Here is an 18,113-nt window from a genome sequence, read left to right as displayed (position 1 = left end):
TTTGATTTTAGTGGGTTTGCCGTGGCACGTGATAAGTTTTAATGTAAATAAAAGGATATCATTTTCTTAATAGTGACACCGCTTCATTGATTTATCTTAGAATTCGGGTAATATACAACTCTCTTATTTATTTCTTTATCTCTTTGCGGATACATTTTATTCTATGTCCAATGTCACTCAATAATTTCACCACCAATCGTAAAATCCCTTGTACATTTATTCGTAAAGATTAAAAGGAGCCCGAATCAATCCCACGGGCTCCCTTCTAGATGAAAAGTCATTCACCTTGCATTTCAGTTCACGACATCTTTTATTGGTTCACATCTTTTTTTACTGGTTCATGACATCTTTTACTGGTTCACGACTTTTTTATCACCAGACAAAAATATCAAGACACTACCCCCCCCTATTCCACCGTCACACTCTTCGCCAGGTTGCGCGGCTTGTCGACATCATTGCCGCGAGCTAGGGCAGCGTAGTAAGCCAGCAGCTGCAAAGGCACAACGGACAGCGCTGGAGTAAGCAGCGGCAGCGTCTTTGGAATAGCCAGTGCTTGATCGACGGATTTCAGCAATCCCGCCACATGCTCTTCATGCGTGATGGCCATGACATCTGCGCCACGTGCTTTCACTTCCTTAATGTTACTGACGGTCTTCTCAAGCACAGTGTCTTGCGTGACTAGAGCAATGACTGGAACTCCTTCTTCGATCAATGCGAGCGTGCCGTGCTTTAGTTCGCCGGCTGCGTAAGCTTCGGAGTGGATATAGGAAATCTCCTTCAGCTTCAATGAGCCTTCCTGTACAACGGAGTAATCCAGGCCGCGCCCGATGAAGAAGAGATGCTCATGATCAGCAATTTGCTCGGCATAAGCTTTCACCATGTCAGCCTTCTCCAGCATGCTCTCTGCCTGTTCAGGCAGGGATTGCATGGCTGCGATGACATGAGCGATTTCCTCCTCGCTTTGCGTGCCGCGCACCTGAGCCATATACAAGCCAAGCAAATAGAACGCAATTAATTGCGAGGTGTAAGCCTTTGTCGATGCGACCGCAATCTCAGGCCCAGCCAGCGTAGCAATGACATCGTCCGCATCGCGAGCGATTGAGCTGCCAACCACGTTCGTAATCGCGAGTACATGAGCACCGTTCACATGAGCCTCGCGCAGCGCAGCCAGCGTATCAGCCGTTTCACCAGATTGGCTGACGACGATCACGAGCGTTTCCGGCGTGATTAGCGGCGAGCGGTAACGGTATTCCGAAGCGACATCGTTCATTACTGGAATGCGAACCAGTTGCTCGATGGCCGTACCGCCCACAAGCCCGGCATTGAATGCCGTACCGCAGGCCACAATGTGAATGCTGTTCAGACTGCGTATTTTTTCTTCTGTCAGCTTTAAGCTTGGCAGCACGACCTTACGACCATTTTCGCTAATGCGGCCTCTCATCGTGTCACGATAAGCCTTAGGCTGTTCGTGGATTTCCTTCAGCATGAAATGATCGAATCCGCCCTTTTCTGCGGTTACCACATCCCAATCGACAGAGATCATTTCCCGAGAAATAAAATTCCCCTCGATGGTCATTAATTCGACAGCGTCCTCTGTCAGCACAGCCATTTCGCCATCATTCAAGATATATATTTTACGCGTATAATTTAAAATGGCAGGAATGTCAGAGCCGATGAAGTTCTCTCCTTCACCTAGCCCGATAATGAGTGGACTCGCTTGACGTACGGCGACAAGCTTGTTCGGTTCATATTCCGTCAGCACACCGAGCGCAAAAGCGCCGCGCATGTAACTGATGGCCTTTTGAACTGCCATGACGATATCTCCATCGTATTCACGAGCGACCAAATGGGATATGACCTCCGTATCCGTCTCGGACACAAACTCGTACCCTTGGCTAATCAACTCTTCCTTCAGTTCTAAGTAGTTCTCTACAATTCCGTTGTGTACAACGGAGAACTTCCGGCTGTGGTCGGTATGCGGATGCGAGTTCACATCCGACGGCTTGCCATGGGTTGCCCAACGGGTATGTCCGATTCCGGCTGTACCTACAAGCGGAGTATCCTCCAGTTTCGATTCCAAATTAGCCAGACGGCCGATCGACTTGGCGATTTGCAGACCTGCCGGTGTAAATACGGCAATGCCTGCGGAATCGTACCCCCGGTACTCCAGCTTCTTCAGTCCCTCGATCAATACGGTTTGCGTGTCTCTCTTCCCAATATATCCAACAATCCCACACATATTTATATATCCTCCGTTTCATCATTTCAGAATTGATGTGCTTGAAATGAAAGCAAACGGAAGTAATACACCGCAGTACACAGAGACAACATATTCAATTGTCAAAAATTAAATATATGAAAACAATAAGAAAAGTCTGAAATTATCCAGGCGTTTTCATGAATGTCCATTTCCCTCCGCACTGCGGTTCTCCCGCACTTCCTTTCGCACATTCATGAACATTTTCCCCTACTCTTCAGCATCCTTCCGAGAAGTTTGTAAGAACAGTTACCCGCTCCCTTTGACTTCCACAGTTACGGTATGGATGAAATACCGGAAGGTCCCCGCCGAAATTTCGAACACCTTCACCTCGTCAGCTTCTATTGCCGAACAATGTCTCGTAAAGAGCTTGCCACGTCTGCTATCCTCAGGCTGTATTCCGCTAGCTGCTAATGGATTTATTAACCCTTTGGCTTGTTACAAACCTGGTGTTGGTTAGCATAACTAACTCGCATGGATAACCCTATACTACGAGATCATAGCTTCGCGCAGATGAAGCTCTGGCGCTTATATTGCTAGGTAACCTCACGATCCTCGCTTTCTATTTTTGAATATGCTTATTATATGCAACTCTGAAGTATTTGGCAATAATCATGTCGTCCCGGTCTTGCTGCCTTCCTTGCGCTGCGTCTCTTCACCGGTCCCATATACTTCCCCTGCTCTTATTATTCTCTTATCGTACTTTCCCCATTCTCCCCCTTGCCTTTGTCCGGCCTGTCTACTCCAAGCTCCAATCACATCAGCAGCATGCAAAATAAAAACCGCTGAAACAGGTGCCTCCTGTCCCAGCGGCTATCTTATAAAATTACGTAAATAGTCCCTAAATATATTATACTAATTCCGTCTCCACAACCGACACGATTTGCGATACAAGCTGCTCAAGCTCTCCTTTGTCCGGCCCCTCAGCCATAACCCGTATCAGGGATTCCGTACCGGATGGGCGCACGAGAACCCGTCCATTGTCCGCAAGCTGGCTCTCAACTGCAGCTACAGCTTTACCGATCGCTTCATTGCCCTCATATTTGCTCTTATCCTGTACGCGGACATTTACGAGCACTTGCGGGTACTGTTTCATAACCTGTCTGAGCTCACTGAGGGGTCTGCCGGAAGCAGCCAGAGTATCAACCAACTGAATCGCCGTCAGGATACCGTCCCCAGTCGTGCTGTAATCTAGAAAAATCACGTGCCCAGATTGCTCCCCACCCAATTTATATCCACCGCGGCGCATCTCGGCCATTACATAACGGTCGCCTACTGCGGTCTGTGCCGTATTCAATCCAAGCTTCTTCGCCGCCTTATAGAATCCGAAGTTGCTCATGACCGTAGTAACGACAGTACTATCCTTCAATTTGCCAGCACGGTTCATCGCATCGCCGCAAATGCAAAGGATATAGTCGCCGTCCACCTCATTTCCCTTATCATCGATAGCGATAAGTCGGTCAGCATCACCGTCAAAAGCAAGGCCGAGGTCGGCGCCGAGACGTAGAACCTCTTTCTTAAGATGCTCTGGATGAGTCGAGCCGCAATGATCATTGATGTTCAGCCCGTTGGGTTCTGCACCGATCGTGTGCACCTCTGCACCCAGCTCATTGAACAAGCGCGGTGCAAGCTCGTAAGCAGCTCCATTCGCGCAATCAAGCACCACTTTTATGCCCTTGAAAGAAGAGGTGATTGTAGTTTTCAAAAACTCCAAATATTTCAGCTTAGACTCCGTATCTATCGTTACACTGCCGAGAGCATCGCCGATGGGGCGAGGAAGCTCATCAACTTCCTTATCCATCAGTTCTTCGATTTGCAATTCCGTCTCGTCTGACAGCTTGAATCCATCACTACCAAAAAATTTAATGCCATTATCCTCAACCGGATTATGTGAAGCTGAAATCATGACGCCCGCATCCGCCCCCAGCTTCTGAGTCAGGAAGGCGACAGCCGGTGTGGAGACAACTCCCAGGCGAACAACGTCTGCTCCAATGGACAACAGTCCCGCTACAAGCGCCGATTCCAGCATGACGCCGGAAATCCGGGTATCCATGCCGATCACTACTTTGGGTTTCGGAGCTTGGCCTGCCAGAACATACCCTCCACAGCGACCAATTTTGTATGCCAATTCTGCAGTTAGTTCCTTATTCGCAACTCCACGTACTCCATCCGTTCCAAAATACTTTCCCATGATTTCACTCCTCATACGTTATGTGAGATTGATGCCGCTATCGCTATTTTACGGCAGACTTACTGCTTCTGTTACCCGCCTACGTTCGTTCCGCTATTATTTCCTCCCGCATTCTCAGAGGGAGGCACTGCAGCATCCGGGTCATTGGCAGGGTTTGAATCCGGCTGCACTTCCGGCTCCGCTTGGGCCGGCTCGGAATTCTCCACCAGCTCCACGCTGATCTGTCTAGAGTTGTCGCTCTCAGCAAGCCCAACATGAAGGGGTAATGCAATAACGACGGGAACCATATGCGTTCCCGGCCCGAGACCTGATAAATCGGCAGTAATCTTAATATCTTCCGGCTTCAGCTTATCAAGAATTTCTTGCGCCCCCAGAAGCTTAAGTGACAACTTCTTGTCTGTCGGTTCAAGAATCGTAGCTGTCAGCTGCGGATTATCCTGCTTAAGGGTAACCGGAATATCATTAATCTGCCTTTCGCCCGGCGGTTCCACTTTGACGGTAACCGTAACGGAGCTAGGCTCGATTTTCTCAGAACCTTCGGGCGGAGTCAAGTCCACCGTATACCTAGTTTGATTAGTTCCTTTGAATTGACTTAGATCCACCGAAACTGAGTACGACGAAATGCTCTCTAACACTTCTTTAGACCCATATATGGCCACGCCTTTAACATCGCTCTCCACACTGGAAACGACCAGACCATCCGGCAATTGTCCGACTTCACGAACCTCTAGCGGGACATTCTTGTACAGCTTTGTAATCGGGATATCCACATCGACAGACGAGGGTACAATCACTGCGTTCTTCATTTCCTGCCCGTGCTTATCATAAGCGGCCAGCTTAACGCTTTTCCCCTTAACCGGCTCTGTGATACCGTTAATATCCACAATTCCCTGCACTCGTTCTAGTTCCGCTAGTTCACTCTCAGGGAGGGTCACCTGAACTATACCGGAACCAGATACGACCGGAGATCCTAGCTGCATGCCTTGTGCAGGCTGACCCTTCGTAACGATATTGACAGTAATGTCCTTCGTTTGCTTCGCTTCAATAGTCACTTTAACGATCGACGGGCTCATGGAGACTAGCTGAACTCCCGGCGGCAGCTCATGCGTGAGCGGCTGAGAAGATGTACCTGGCCCTATATCACTCAAGTCAAGCTTAACCTTATATTCGGAGAAATTTGTTGTAATATCCGTGCGTTTACCTCGCACCTCTAACCTGACCTTATCAGTCTCGAGCCCGGCTAATACATAATTGTCGCTATCAAAGCCGACAACTTGAATTTTAACGTTGGGAATTACCTTCGTATTTACTACAGGCGTTGGAGCAACAGGCGTACCGCTGTCCAAATGCACCATGGCCCACAGAATGATACTGACAATAAGAGCGATCACCTTAGCAACATTGTTATGGCTCAGCCATTTATCCATTGTTCCCGCCCTCCTTCCGCTTCCAGAAAGGCGTACGCTTCTCGACCGGGCTTGAATTCGGCCCTAGTTCTTCATATAGCTTTGAAATTAACGATTCCTCATTAATATCGCGAACGACCTGGCCGTCTACCGCTAGGGATATCTGCCCCGTCTCCTCAGACACAATAATGGAAATTGCGTCTCCGACTTCGCTGATCCCGATCGCTGCCCGGTGACGTGTTCCCAGCTCCTTGCTGATAAAAGGGTTCTCCGATAGCGGCAAATAACAGGCCGCCGCCGCGATCCGATGCCCCTGTATAATCACGGCTCCGTCATGAAGCGGTGTATTTGGAATAAATATATTGATCAGCAGTTGGGATGAAATCACTGATTGCATCGGTATACCCGATTCCGTATACTCATTTAATCCGGTATCCCGTTCAAATACAATTAACGCACCAATTTTTCTACGTGATAAATAATTTATGGCCTTAATAATTTCGCTTACTTCTTTTCCGAATTCCTCTTCATCCGCAGTGCTTCTTCCGAATAATTTCCCACGACCAAGCTGCTCCAGAGCTCGTCTGAGCTCCGGCTGAAAAATAATAAAGATCGCCAGTACACCAAACGTAAACATTTGGTTCATAAGCCACTTCAATGTGTATAAATCAAACCAGGTGCTCACGGCCCAGATGACAACAAGAAACAGAATCCCTTTTAGCAGTTGAACCGCCCGCGTACCGCGCACCAACAGTATAAGGTGATAAATAATATAGGTAACGATAAGTATATCGATGATATCTTTAATGGTATCCTGCCATGTTAAATTTGCAAAATAGTTCATGGTGCAACCCCCGGTTATCTCTCCGTTAGCTTCAATTGCCAACAAAGAAACATTTATGTACTCGCATCTATCGCTGAAACTGCTTGTCTCTATATATTCCCCTTAAACTCTAGGTTATAACGTTCACAATCCAGATGCAAGTACCCGTGATAAATAGCATCTTTCGTCTACAGATGTAATATTTCCCTTTCAAGCAAAAAAAATAAAAAGCGCCTTGATCCCGGTAGGGGAGGCGCCAATGATTTACCCTAATATGTCATTACCTGTAGGCGACTTCCGTAAAAGTATTCGTGATCCTGTACCAAATCCAATCCAGCGCTTGATCGATACTCTTGACCTCCCCCAAAATCTTGGCGGTTGAAGCCTGATAATACGATCCATCAATGACTGTCAGATTTCCCTCTACCTCACCGTAAATTTCCGCCGTACCATTCTCTACAGTTAGGTTGCCGGCTACTTTAGAGCCGTTTGGAACCGTTACAGTCCTGCCGTTGATCACGACTTGATCCAAGTCCTTCCCTTTTACTATAAGCTGATCATCGCTATTCCACAGGGAAAGGGCGCTGAAGAGCATCACTAACAGGAACATCGCGGCCGCCGTTAATGCAGGGTGTCTCTTGACCCAGTGGAGCCAAGCACGCTGTTTATGTTGACTGGGAATGGTCTTCATAATCCGATCTACCAGCTCGTCGGAAGCAGAGAATGAGGATTGCTTAATTGTCGCAAACAACATCATTTCCGCCTGCTCTAGTTCCCTAAAATGCATCTGGCAGGATGGACATTCCTGAAGATGACTTTTGAGTGACAAGACCTCTTCCCCAAACAACTCGTCATCTAAATACTCATGCATTAATGAGGTGGCTTGTTTGCAATCCATATCAGCCAGTCCTTTCAGTGAAATCTATGCAAAATCCAAAAACCACGGCTTAACTAGTCGTCCTACCATACAATACGTTGTGTCCAGCATTACGTTTCAAAAAACTAAATATTTCCTACTATACATCGGTAAAAGACTATAGAACTTTATGCTGCAATTTTTTTCGTAAAAATTCGCGTCCGCGGTGGAGCCGCGTTTTAACCGTGGTGACCGGCATATCAAGCACATCGCCAATTTCGCTTAGCGACAGCTCCTGCAAATATCTTAATATAATGACCGATTTGTATTTCGCCGGCAAGCCTTCAATCGCGTAATGAATCGTCTGCTGTGTCTCAGAGAGCAAATATTCGCTTTCAGGCGTCCGTTCATCCCCAGGAATTAGAGTATACCCATCCAAGCCATCCTGATCGTTCATTTCCGCATCAAGATAGTAATTCGGCTTTCGCTTGCGCAGCCTGTCTATGCACAAATTAGTGGCAATCCGGTACAGCCACGTGGAAAACTTCTGCTTCTCATCATAGCGATGCCAATTTTTGTAGACACGTAAAAAAGTCTCCTGCACGATGTCCTCCGCCTCATGACGGTTCGACAACATACGGTAGGCCAGATGAAATATTTTATCCTTATATAAATCCACAAGGTCGGCAAAAGATTCCTGATCCCCTTGGCGGGCTAGCTTCACTAATCTCACATCAAAATGATCTACCATTGAATTTCCCCCAGATCCATGGACGGGCTTCAATTTTTTCACCCTGCCTGTCCGGCCATCGGCGCCTCGTAATAACGTGGCATCTTTGCCGTCGGCACTTCATTCCAAATGTTAATTCATGTTTGTCCAAAAAGCAAGATATGCTGTCATGTCAGCCTTCCAAATGCCGACTTTTTGAAATATCTGTAAATAAAAACAAACCGGCCCTCATCATAAGAGGTTTCCGGCTTGTTTGTTGTAATTGTATATCGTCGTCATCAGCCCGTATTTCTAAGACCGGCGGCAATTCCATTAATGGTAAGCAATACCTCACGCAATAGAATCGGATCATCTTGATCCTTCTCACGAATTGCGCGGAGCTCGCTAAGCAGTTGTACCTGCAGATAGCTTAACGGATCGATATAAGGATTACGCTGGCGAATGGATTCCTGGAGTCCCGGATTATGATCCAGAATATCCGTTTGTCCCGTAATCTTCAGAATCATATCCTTCGTCAAGTAGAATTCCTCTTCGATCTGTTTGAAAATGCGATCTCTCACTTCATCATCACCGCACATCGCAGCGTACTCTTTGGCGATGACCAGATCGGCTTTGACGATCGCAAATTGAAGCGTGTCGATGACCGAACGGAAGAAGGAGAAGTTCTCATACATTTCTTGCAGCACTTTTAGATTATCTTCATTATCCTGGTAGAACTGGTACAATCCCGTTCCAGCCGCATACCAGGCCGGGAACAGATACCTGCTCTGCGTCCAGGCGAACACCCATGGAATAGCACGTAGATCCTCAAAACGATCGCTATTTTTGCGTTTCGATGGTCTGGATCCGATATTCAGTTCGCCGACTTCCAGAAGAGGTGTAGATTCCTTGAAGTATTTCAGGAAATCCGGCTCACGGAATACCAAGTCCTGATACTTTTTCAATGAAGTCTCAGAAATACCCGCACTAATCTCTTCCCATTTTTGTTCATTCTCATCGTTATCTTGATGAAGCTTGGCATTAATCGCCGCTCTAATCAAGGCTGAGGTAGCCTGCTCCAAACTGCGATAAGCGATGCCTTTCAAGGAGTAACGAGAGGATATGACTTCGCCCTGCTCCGTAATCTTGATGCCTCCGCTGATCGTCTCTGCCGGTTGAACCAGAATGCTACGGTTCAGCGGCATTCCTCCGCGTCCCAGCGCCCCGCCGCGTCCATGGAAGAACTTCAGCTTCACACCGTACTCATTAGCGGCAGCAGTAATCTGCTTCAAGGCGACCCGCAGCTCCCAGTTTGCCGTCACTACTCCGCCGTCTTTATTGCTATCGGAATAACCAAGCATTATTTCCTGCAGATCATTCATCGCTGCTACCGACTGGCGATAGATCGGCATGCTGAACAAAGTGCTCATAATTCCAGGTGCAGCATGAAGATCATCGATCGTCTCGAACAGCGGGACGGATTGAAGTGTACAGATAACCGTGCCATCCGCTTCCTTGCGGAACAAGCCTACTTCTTTCGAGAAGACCATAACTTCCAGAATGTCGCTTGCTGCTTCCGTCATACTAATCAAGTAGCTGGTGATACACTGATTTCCGAATTCCTGCTGGGCGCGAAATACGGTGCGGTATACATTCAGACACTCTGTAGTACTCTCGCTATATTCCTGATAAGGGGAAGTTAGAGGACGAGGATCGTTGAGCAGTCGTTCAAGCAGCTTAATCTTCTCTTCTTCCTGCAATTCAGCGTAGTTGCTGACGATGTTCATGTTCGCCAATATTTCCGTCATCGCGTTCTCGTGTTCCTGACTATGCTGGCGAATATCCAGTGTTGCCGTATGGAAACCAAACAGTTCTACTTGACGGATCATCTTCTGAATATGTGTATCAGCAACGTAATCTGCATAATGGTGACGCAAGCTGCGGTCGATAATTTTCAGATCTTTAATGAGCTCCCTAACGTCCGAATAACGCTCCGGAGTCCCCTTCTTGGAATCATCCAGCAAGTTATGCAGCTTCTCCGTCATATAAGTAAGTTTTACCCGATAAGGCTCCTTCTCGTTGAGCCACTGCGGCGTCTTGTGCAAAGTAACCTGTAGACGATCCCTTTGGATCGAAGCTTCCAACTCATTCGTAACATCCACGATGGTCGTGCTAAAGCTTAGATGCTTAAATAGCTCTGCCAGATAACGCTGGTACTCCCGTACAACGAGCTTGCGCTGCATTTTTAGCGTCTGCCATGTCACATCGGCCGTTACGGATGGGTTGCCGTCTCGGTCTCCGCCGATCCACGACCCAAAACGCAGATAGGTAGGTACATGCCATAAATGCTCTGGATAGTACTTGCTCAAGCATCTCTCTAATTCTAAATATACTTCAGGCAGCACCTGGAACAGCGTTTCATGGAAATAGTACATTCCATTGCGCACTTCATCGATAACCGTTGGTTTGCGATCCCGCAATTCATCAGTTTGCCAAAGTGTAATTACTTCGATAAGCAGCTTCTCTCGGAGTTGTTCCCGCTCACGGAAGGTTAGCGTTGGATTGTCCAGTTGCATGACATCGTCGGCAATCCGCTTATGAATGTCCAGGATGGCCCGGCGCATCGCTTCCGTCGGGTGAGCCGTCATCACTAGTTCCAAAGACATTCCTTCCAGAATCTCCTGAGCCTCCGCATAATTAAATCCACGTTCCTTCAGATCCCTTACAGAGGCTTCAATCGAACCTGATTGAACCGATTCGCCCGCTGACCGTTCCAAGTCTCTTCTCCGGCGAATTCGATGGTTCTGCTCCGCAATGTTGACCAGTTGAAAATAAATAGCGAATGCACGGATTACTTGGTGACGAATTTCGGGTTCAAGAGAATTAATCATATCTTTAAATTCATCATGCAATTCCGGTAAAAATACAGCCCGCAGCGATTTACTGGCTTCACGAATCTTCTCGACAATATCTAAGAGCTCGTTACCGCCCTGATGAACCAGGACCTCTCCTAGAATATTGCCCAAAAAACGGATGTCGCGCCGAAGCAGGTTGTTTGAATTGCTTTTGCCTGCGGTCACTGTTAATTCAGTCATGTTTCTCCCCCATTTCATCCCTATTCCGTCTTTCTAAAGCCTTCCTACTATCATACAATAAACTGTTCTGAAAATCTCCACTTTATTGTAAAGTAGTTTCAGAAAAATTTAGGTAGCTGCTAGCCTCTAACGACTTTTTATACATATAAAAGTATAATCGCCCTAACGGGGCAAGATTTTTACATAAAAATATTTATAATTATGCATCATAACCGTAATTACTTAGATTACACATTCATAGAATCCATTACTTACCTTATCACGGTGAAGCAATAAAATGCAATAGTATATTTCGGCGAAAATGACACAATTCAGCATTATTCAACACTTTTCATCCTACAAAACTTTTCAATCATATTCTTTACATTACTATTTATTAGAATTATAGTTAGAAGTGAGTACTCACTCATTAATTGGACAAAGGAGAAATCACCATGGCTCGAAGCAGCCCCCTGATCCAAGTTAACGATGCCTCGAAACAGTTTAACAAGAAAATCGTACTGGAACATATTTCGCTTGAAGTCATTCCCGCAGAAACCTTTGGCTTGCTAGGCCCCTCCGGGTCAGGAAAGACAACGCTCGTCAAATTGCTCACGGGCATCGATGAAACTACGTCTGGAAGCATAGAAGTATTTAATACGCCTATGCCTAACCTGTCTATTTTATCAAAAATCGGGTACATGGCTCAGGCAGATGCTTTATATAACGAGCTCAGCGCCTTGGAGAACCTGGATTTCTACGCCGCTCTATATGGCCTGAGAGGAGCGCGGCGCAAACAACGCATTTCTGCAGTCATGGAGGTCGTTGCTCTACAGGATCATCTACATAAGAAGGTTCATCAATATTCCGGAGGGATGAAACGAAGGCTTTCGCTGGCCATTGCTCTACTCCACGAGCCTCCCCTGCTTGTCTTAGACGAGCCTACCGTAGGAATTGATCCCCTGCTGCGGCAAGCGATCTGGACAGAACTCAAAGCTCTAAACGCCAAAGGTACGACGATTGTTATGACGACACATGTTATGGATGAAGCGGAAAAATGCGATCGCCTTGGCATGATCCGAGATGGACATTTAATTGCCATCGATACACCAGCAGCGCTTATAGAGCAATCAGGGAAAACTACGATCGAAGAAGCCTTTATTCATTATGGAGGTGTTCAGTCATGAGAATTTGGGCCATTATGCTGCGGATTTTACGACAATTTCGACGTGACAAAAGAACACTTGCCCTTCTGCTTTTCGCTCCGCTCATTGTGCTTTCTTTAATGAACTTAGTTTTCAACGGTTCGGAATACGAATCTAATATCGGAGTCGTCAGAGTTCCGGATATACTTGTTGATCAAATGGAACAGCAGCAAGCCATCGTGATTAACTATGAGAGTCTAGAAGCTGCAGAACAGGCCTTGGATGATCGCAATATCGATGCCATTGTGACACTCGGAGGCGCTAGCCTGCAGATAGTGCTGGAGGGCAGTGATCCTTCCGTAAATAAAGCGGTCATTATGCTGCTGCAAAAATTAGGTGAGGGCCTCCAGCCCGACATGAATACAGAAAAATTGAATATTACGTACTTGCACGGTTCGGAGAACATGACCGCAATCGATCAATTCGGGCCGATTTTAATCGGTTTTTTTATCTTCTTTTTCGTTTTCCTAATCTCGGGTGTCTCCTTCCTCCGTGAACGTACCACCGGTACGCTGGAGCGCCTCTTATCGACCCCTCTGCGTCGCTGGGAGCTGGTTCTTGGGTATATCGGAGGCTTTGGTATTTTTACGATCATACAGGCGCTGCTGATCTCCTGGTTCTGCATTAAGGTGCTCGGCATACTAATGACCGGAGCCTTTGTTTACGTCCTTCTGCTAACGTTATTATTGTCGATGACTGCTTTAACTCTTGGCACACTGCTGTCGGCTTACGCCAACAATGAACTGCAGATGATTCAGTTTATTCCCTTGATTATCGTTCCACAGCTCTTCTTGTCCGGCTTGTTTCCCCTTGAGACTCTCCCCGCTTGGCTTCAGAAGCTCGGGCTCATCATGCCACTGACTTATGGAACGAACGCCTTAAGCGATGTAATGATTCGCGGCAAGGGCTGGGATGCGATTGCCGGGAACGTTATTGTACTGGCGGGATTCTCTGTATTGTTTATACTCCTGAACATCGCGGCTTTGCGCAAGCACCGCAAAATATAACATTCTTTCAAGGCTTATGATACTATTTAAGTAGTATGACGATGTCATTCGTAATGTTATTTCATTCGTAAATGCTCATTCGCAATTTCACTGCTTTTCAGGAGGATACATTCGATGCACCAACAAGATTCGTTAGAACAATGGATTCAGGAAATCGTTAAAATAGATGAAGGCAAACTGACAGAGAAGCAAATTAAAATTATTCAGGCTGCAGTGGAGATTTTTGCCGAGAAGGGATACGCAGCCTCCTCCACCAGCGAAATCGCCCAGATGGCAGGAGTAGCCGAAGGGACGATCTTTCGCCACTATAAAACAAAGAAGGACCTGCTCATGTCTATCGTCTCCCCGATGATGACTAGGCTCATCGCTCCCTTTGTCTGGAATGACTTCAAAGAGGTGCTGGAGTCGAATTACCCGACGATCGAGGATTTTCTTTACGCAGTGGCGGTCAACCGCATAAATTTCGCGCGAAAGCATCTTAAAATCATCAAAATTTTGCTGCAGGAAATTCCTTTTCAACCTGTACTGCAAAATGAATTCAAAAAGCATATCGGCAGCAAAGTGTTCCAAAGATTTAGTGAAATTGTCGAGCATTTCAAGGATAAAGGGCAAATCATTGAGATGCCTACGCCTTCCCTGCTGCGATTTAGCGCATCTGCGATGGTTGGGCTGTTTATTACTCGCTTTCTCATCTTCCCTGATGAATCCTGGGACGAAGAGCAGGAAATTCGCGATACGATTCAACTCATTATGGATGGGATATCTCCCAAACAATAAACTGTTGTTAACAAGATAAATCTGTAAAAAAGCAACCCTGCTACCGTCGTGGTAACAGGGCTATTCTTATTCTCTATCCAATTATCCAGCAACGATATTTTAGGCTGCTGTAACTCCAATGATTCACGATCATCGCGGATGGATCATACAGCTTGCACGGACGGCCGAACCATTGTCGATTCTTTTCTCTAGCCGCTATAAAACAAAAAAACTGCCAACAAGGCAGTATTGTTTATTTATGGAGCGGGTGATGGGAATCGAACCCACGCTACCAGCTTGGAAGGCTGGAGTTCTACCATTGAACTACACCCGCATCATTATGGTCGGGACGACACGATTTGAACATGCGACCCCCTGGTCCCAAACCAGGTGCTCTACCAAGCTGAGCTACGTCCCGATAATGATGTATTAAGAATAAATGGCACGCCCTGAGAGATTCGAACTCCCGACCTTTTGATTCGTAGTCAAACGCTCTATCCAGCTGAGCTAAGGGCGCATATTCATATGGAGCGGACGACGGGAATCGAACCCGCGACCCTCGCCTTGGCAAGGCGATGCTCTACCGCTGAGCCACGTCCGCAAAACTTGGTGCGCGTGGAGGGACTTGAACCCCCACATCCGAAGACGCTAGATCCTAAGTCTAGTGCGTCTGCCAATTCCGCCACACGCGCATTTCTTAAAAGTGAGCCATGAAGGACTCGAACCTTCGACACCCTGATTAAAAGTCAGGTGCTCTACCAACTGAGCTAATGGCTCATACAAATGGCTGGGGATATAGGATTCGAACCTATGAATGACGGAGTCAAAGTCCGTTGCCTTACCGCTTGGCTAATCCCCAATAAAATTTCTAATGGTGGAGGCTAACGGGATCGAACCGCTGACCCTCTGCTTGTAAGGCAGATGCTCTCCCAGCTGAGCTAAGCCTCCGTATGTAGGCAGTGGTCTTGCCACCTGCGGGACTCTCATCCTCACCTGATGCTAATAAAAGTAGTAGTGACCCGTAGGGGATACTCTTACTTCGTTCGAGACTGCGATGTTATTGCTAACGACGCTCATGCTCCGACGAACCCTTAAGGGCTTCTCATACCCTGCTCGTAGCATTAAAGATAGTGGTGACCCGTAGGGGATTCGAACCCCTGTTACCTCCGTGAAAGGGAGGTGTCTTAACCCCTTGACCAACGGGCCGGATTATTTACTGCACAAAGCAAAGACAGTGGAGCTCTCAACCGGGATCGAACCGGTGACCTCATCCTTACCATGGATGCACTCTACCTACTGAGCTATGAGAGCAAATGGCTCCCCGAACAGGACTCGAACCTGTGACAACTCGATTAACAGTCGAGTGCTCTACCGACTGAGCTATCAGGGAACATCCGCTTGGCGACGTCCTACTCTCCCAGGACCCTGCGGTCCAAGTACCATCGGCGCTGGAGGGCTTAACGGTCGTGTTCGAGATGGGTACGTGTGGAACCCCTCCGCCATTGCCACCAAACGTGATTTTTGCACTGCATTCACTTCTTCGATCTGCTACAGCAAAATATCAGACCTTAGAACAAACATGCAGCTTAAACTGCATTTCAGATGTTTGATCACCTGAAAACTGGATACGAAACAACCATTTGCGTGTTAGCCCTACTTCATATAGGGAATTGGATAAGCCCTCGACCGATTAGTACCTGTCAGCTCCATACATTGCTGCACTTCCACCTCAGGCCTATCAACCTCGTCGTCTTCAAGGGGTCTTACTAAATTGGGAAATCTCATCTTGAGGAGGGCTTCACGCTTAGATGCTTTCAGCGTTTATCCCATCCGCACGTAGCTACCCAGCTATGCTCCTGGCGGAACAACTGGTGCACCAGCGGTGCGTCCATCCCGGTCCTCTCGTACTAAGGACAGCTCCTCTCAAATTTCCTACGCCCACGACAGATAGGGACCGAACTGTCTCACGACGTTCTGAACCCAGCTCGCGTACCGCTTTAATGGGCGAACAGCCCAACCCTTGGGACCTACTTCAGCCCCAGGATGCGATGAGCCGACATCGAGGTGCCAAACCTCCCCGTCGATGTGGACTCTTGGGGGAGATAAGCCTGTTATCCCCAGGGTAGCTTTTATCCGTTGAGCGATGGCCCTTCCATGCGGTACCACCGGATCACTAAGCCCGACTTTCGTCCCTGCTCGACTTGTCAGTCTCGCAGTCAAGCTCCCTTTTGCCTTTGCACTCTACGAATGATTTCCAACCATTCTGAGGGAACCTTGGGGCGCCTCCGTTACTCTTTAGGAGGCGACCGCCCCAGTCAAACTACCCGCCTGACACTGTCCCCGAACCGGGTCACGGTCCTAGGTTAGAACTTCGATACGATCAGGGTGGTATCCCAACGATGCCTCCACCGAAGCTGGCGCTCCGGATTCCTAGGCTCCCACCTATCCTGTACAAATCGCATCAAAGTTCAATATCAAGCTGTAGTAAAGCTCCATGGGGTCTTTCCGTCTTGTCGCGGGTAACCTGCATCTTCACAGGTATTAAAATTTCACCGGATCTCTCGTTGAGACAGCGCCCAAGTCGTTACGCCATTCGTGCGGGTCAGAATTTACCTGACAAGGAATTTCGCTACCTTAGGACCGTTATAGTTACGGCCGCCGTTTACTGGGGCTTCGGTTCACAGCTTCGGGATTACTCCCTAACCGCTCCCCTTAACCTTCCAGCACCGGGCAGGCGTCAGCCCGTATACTTCGCCTTACGGCTTCGCACAGACCTGTGTTTTTGCTAAACAGTCGCTTGGGCCTTTTCACTGCGGCCCCCTCGTGCTATTCACACTACCGGGGCACCCCTTCTCCCAAAGTTACGGGGTCATTTTGCCGAGTTCCTTAACGAGAGTTCTTCCGCGCGCCTTAGAATTCTCTTCTCGCCTACCTGNGGTTGCCTACGTATTACTCACCCGTCCGCCGCTAAGTTATTTCGGAAGCAAGCTTCCAAAATAACTTCGCTCGACTTGCATGTATTAGGCACGCCGCCAGCGTTCGTCCTGAGCCAGGATCAAACTCTCCATTAAAGGTGAAAGGAAGTTTTACCCGAAGGCAATTTCTCTTTCAGCTAAGTGTTTGACTTGCTCATTTTGAATCTGACGAGATCAGATTTGCATCTGACTCTATTTTTAGATTTCACTTCCGTGAAACCCGCTCACTCGTTGTTCAGTTTTCAAAGATCAACTTCACTTCTCGCGCGTCGCCATGTTTCAGCGGCGACTTTTATAATATAACATACTCAGCTAGGTTTTCGCAAGAGTTTTTTTGAAACTTTTTTAATTCCTTTATAAAACTCTTACGACCCTATCCCGTCCCTCAAAAGAGGCACGATTGATAATTTATCACAATTGCCACTCTTAAGTCAATACCCTTTGTAATCTTATTGTCTTGCTTGTGGGAAACTTGCTCTTCGTGCATATTTGGAGAGTTCTTTCGAGGGGGCAAACCGAGCATACATTCGAAATACAGTCTTGTATCGATTCGCAATCGCATGTCTGATATCCTGATCAAGACGATTGTCGCTCATATCCAGCAGCATCTCATCTAGTTCCTTACGAAGTACATAATCAAGTTCCTTGCATTCTTTTTCATTAAATAACATACCCAACATGGCTCACAGCTCCTCTTTCAACTAAGTTACGATTGGTGCAGGATTTGATGGCACTATGCTCCCAGCCCCTATTTGACCAAGATGAATTTCAATATTTCCCTTAAAATTCAAAATCTTGAAACTCATCTCTGTTGGTTAACGATGATTAACCTTTTTTACAAAATAAGAAACTCG

The 18,113-nt window shown here is 47.3% G+C and carries 11 protein-coding genes, 11 tRNA genes, 1 rRNA gene and 1 other annotated feature; of the genes, 3 read left to right on the top strand and 20 right to left on the bottom strand.

The genetic code is table 11. From position 1 onward, the window contains the following. Positions 1-406 precede the first annotated feature (406 nt). The 7 genes from glmS to ppc all read right to left on the bottom strand — a co-directional run bounded on the left by glmS (position 407) and on the right by ppc (position 11,337). Positions 407-2,239: a glutamine--fructose-6-phosphate transaminase (isomerizing) gene (gene glmS, locus CZ379_RS08610; RefSeq protein WP_110931260.1), complete on the bottom strand. Its 1,833-nt coding sequence runs from the start codon at positions 2,237-2,239 to the stop codon at positions 407-409. 868 nt (positions 2,240-3,107) lie between these two features. After that, entirely contained in the window at positions 3,108-4,448 is a 1,341-nt protein-coding gene (gene glmM / locus CZ379_RS08605) for a phosphoglucosamine mutase (protein ID WP_110931259.1), read from the bottom strand. A 71-nt stretch (positions 4,449-4,519) separates the two neighbouring features. Next, positions 4,520-5,875 carry a CdaR family protein gene (locus CZ379_RS08600; RefSeq protein WP_110931258.1) on the bottom strand — a complete coding sequence of 452 codons (1,356 nt, stop codon included), beginning with the start codon at positions 5,873-5,875 and terminating at the stop codon, positions 4,520-4,522. Further along, on the bottom strand, positions 5,868-6,698 hold the full coding sequence (gene cdaA / locus CZ379_RS08595; protein ID WP_110931257.1) for a diadenylate cyclase CdaA: 831 nt from the start codon (positions 6,696-6,698) through the stop codon (positions 5,868-5,870). Before cdaA ends, CZ379_RS08600 begins: the two co-directional genes overlap by 8 nt. A 259-nt stretch (positions 6,699-6,957) precedes the next feature. Then, positions 6,958-7,575, bottom strand: a complete 618-nt coding sequence (locus CZ379_RS08590; RefSeq protein WP_110931256.1) for a zf-HC2 domain-containing protein — start codon at positions 7,573-7,575, stop codon at positions 6,958-6,960. A 136-nt stretch (positions 7,576-7,711) separates the two neighbouring features. Then, complete coding sequence (gene sigW, locus CZ379_RS08585) at positions 7,712-8,284, bottom strand: RNA polymerase sigma factor SigW (protein ID WP_110931255.1); 573 nt, start codon at positions 8,282-8,284, stop codon at positions 7,712-7,714. Positions 8,285-8,541: 257 nt separating this feature from the next. Further along, positions 8,542-11,337 carry a phosphoenolpyruvate carboxylase gene (gene ppc, locus CZ379_RS08580; protein WP_110931254.1) on the bottom strand — a complete coding sequence of 932 codons (2,796 nt, stop codon included), beginning with the start codon at positions 11,335-11,337 and terminating at the stop codon, positions 8,542-8,544. Positions 11,338-11,771: 434 nt separating this feature from the next. Here ppc and CZ379_RS08575 point away from each other — a divergent pair, with 434 nt between their 5' ends. The 3 genes from CZ379_RS08575 to CZ379_RS08565 all read left to right on the top strand — a co-directional run bounded on the left by CZ379_RS08575 (position 11,772) and on the right by CZ379_RS08565 (position 14,305). Then, complete coding sequence (locus tag CZ379_RS08575; protein WP_110931253.1) at positions 11,772-12,503, top strand: ABC transporter ATP-binding protein; 732 nt, start codon at positions 11,772-11,774, stop codon at positions 12,501-12,503. Next, on the top strand, positions 12,500-13,528 hold the full coding sequence (locus tag CZ379_RS08570; protein WP_110931252.1) for an ABC transporter permease: 1,029 nt from the start codon (positions 12,500-12,502) through the stop codon (positions 13,526-13,528). The genes CZ379_RS08575 and CZ379_RS08570 overlap by 4 nt, the downstream gene beginning before the upstream one ends. A 114-nt stretch (positions 13,529-13,642) precedes the next feature. After that, positions 13,643-14,305 carry a TetR/AcrR family transcriptional regulator gene (locus tag CZ379_RS08565; protein ID WP_110931251.1) on the top strand — a complete coding sequence of 221 codons (663 nt, stop codon included), beginning with the start codon at positions 13,643-13,645 and terminating at the stop codon, positions 14,303-14,305. 239 nt (positions 14,306-14,544) lie between these two features. Here the strand turns inward: CZ379_RS08565 and CZ379_RS08560 are convergent. From CZ379_RS08560 to CZ379_RS08500, 13 genes are all read right to left on the bottom strand, one after another. Further along, positions 14,545-14,618: transfer RNA gene (locus tag CZ379_RS08560), tRNA-Gly, on the bottom strand. 7 nt (positions 14,619-14,625) lie between these two features. Next, positions 14,626-14,702: transfer RNA gene (locus tag CZ379_RS08555), tRNA-Pro, on the bottom strand. Positions 14,703-14,724: 22 nt separating this feature from the next. Continuing rightward, positions 14,725-14,801 (bottom strand) — tRNA-Arg (locus CZ379_RS08550). 9 nt (positions 14,802-14,810) lie between these two features. Further along, a tRNA-Gly gene (locus tag CZ379_RS08545) sits at positions 14,811-14,885 on the bottom strand. A gap of 6 nt (positions 14,886-14,891) precedes the next feature. Then, positions 14,892-14,976, bottom strand: a tRNA-Leu gene (locus CZ379_RS08540). A gap of 12 nt (positions 14,977-14,988) precedes the next feature. After that, positions 14,989-15,061: transfer RNA gene (locus CZ379_RS08535), tRNA-Lys, on the bottom strand. Between the two features lie 7 nt (positions 15,062-15,068). Further along, a tRNA-Gln gene (locus CZ379_RS08530) sits at positions 15,069-15,143 on the bottom strand. Positions 15,144-15,156: 13 nt separating this feature from the next. Beyond that, a tRNA-Val gene (locus CZ379_RS08525) sits at positions 15,157-15,232 on the bottom strand. Between the two features lie 183 nt (positions 15,233-15,415). Beyond that, positions 15,416-15,490 (bottom strand) — tRNA-Glu (locus CZ379_RS08520). Positions 15,491-15,519: 29 nt separating this feature from the next. Continuing rightward, positions 15,520-15,595: transfer RNA gene (locus tag CZ379_RS08515), tRNA-Thr, on the bottom strand. Between the two features lie 3 nt (positions 15,596-15,598). Then, positions 15,599-15,674 (bottom strand) — tRNA-Asn (locus CZ379_RS08510). Between the two features lie 6 nt (positions 15,675-15,680). Continuing rightward, positions 15,681-15,797, bottom strand: a 5S ribosomal RNA gene (gene rrf / locus CZ379_RS08505). A 169-nt stretch (positions 15,798-15,966) separates the two neighbouring features. Then, positions 15,967-17,399: a sequence feature (23S ribosomal RNA rRNA prediction is too short), on the bottom strand. A gap of 309 nt (positions 17,400-17,708) precedes the next feature. Continuing rightward, positions 17,709-17,939 (bottom strand): hypothetical protein, encoded by a 231-nt coding sequence (locus CZ379_RS08500; RefSeq protein WP_110931250.1) that lies wholly within the window; start codon positions 17,937-17,939, stop codon positions 17,709-17,711. Between the last annotated feature and the right edge of the window lie 174 nt (positions 17,940-18,113).

Source organism: Paenibacillus bouchesdurhonensis, assembly GCF_900155685.1.
GTDB classification, from domain to species: domain Bacteria; phylum Bacillota; class Bacilli; order Paenibacillales; family Paenibacillaceae; genus Fontibacillus; species Fontibacillus bouchesdurhonensis.
This window is presented reverse-complemented; position numbering and strand designations above follow the sequence as displayed.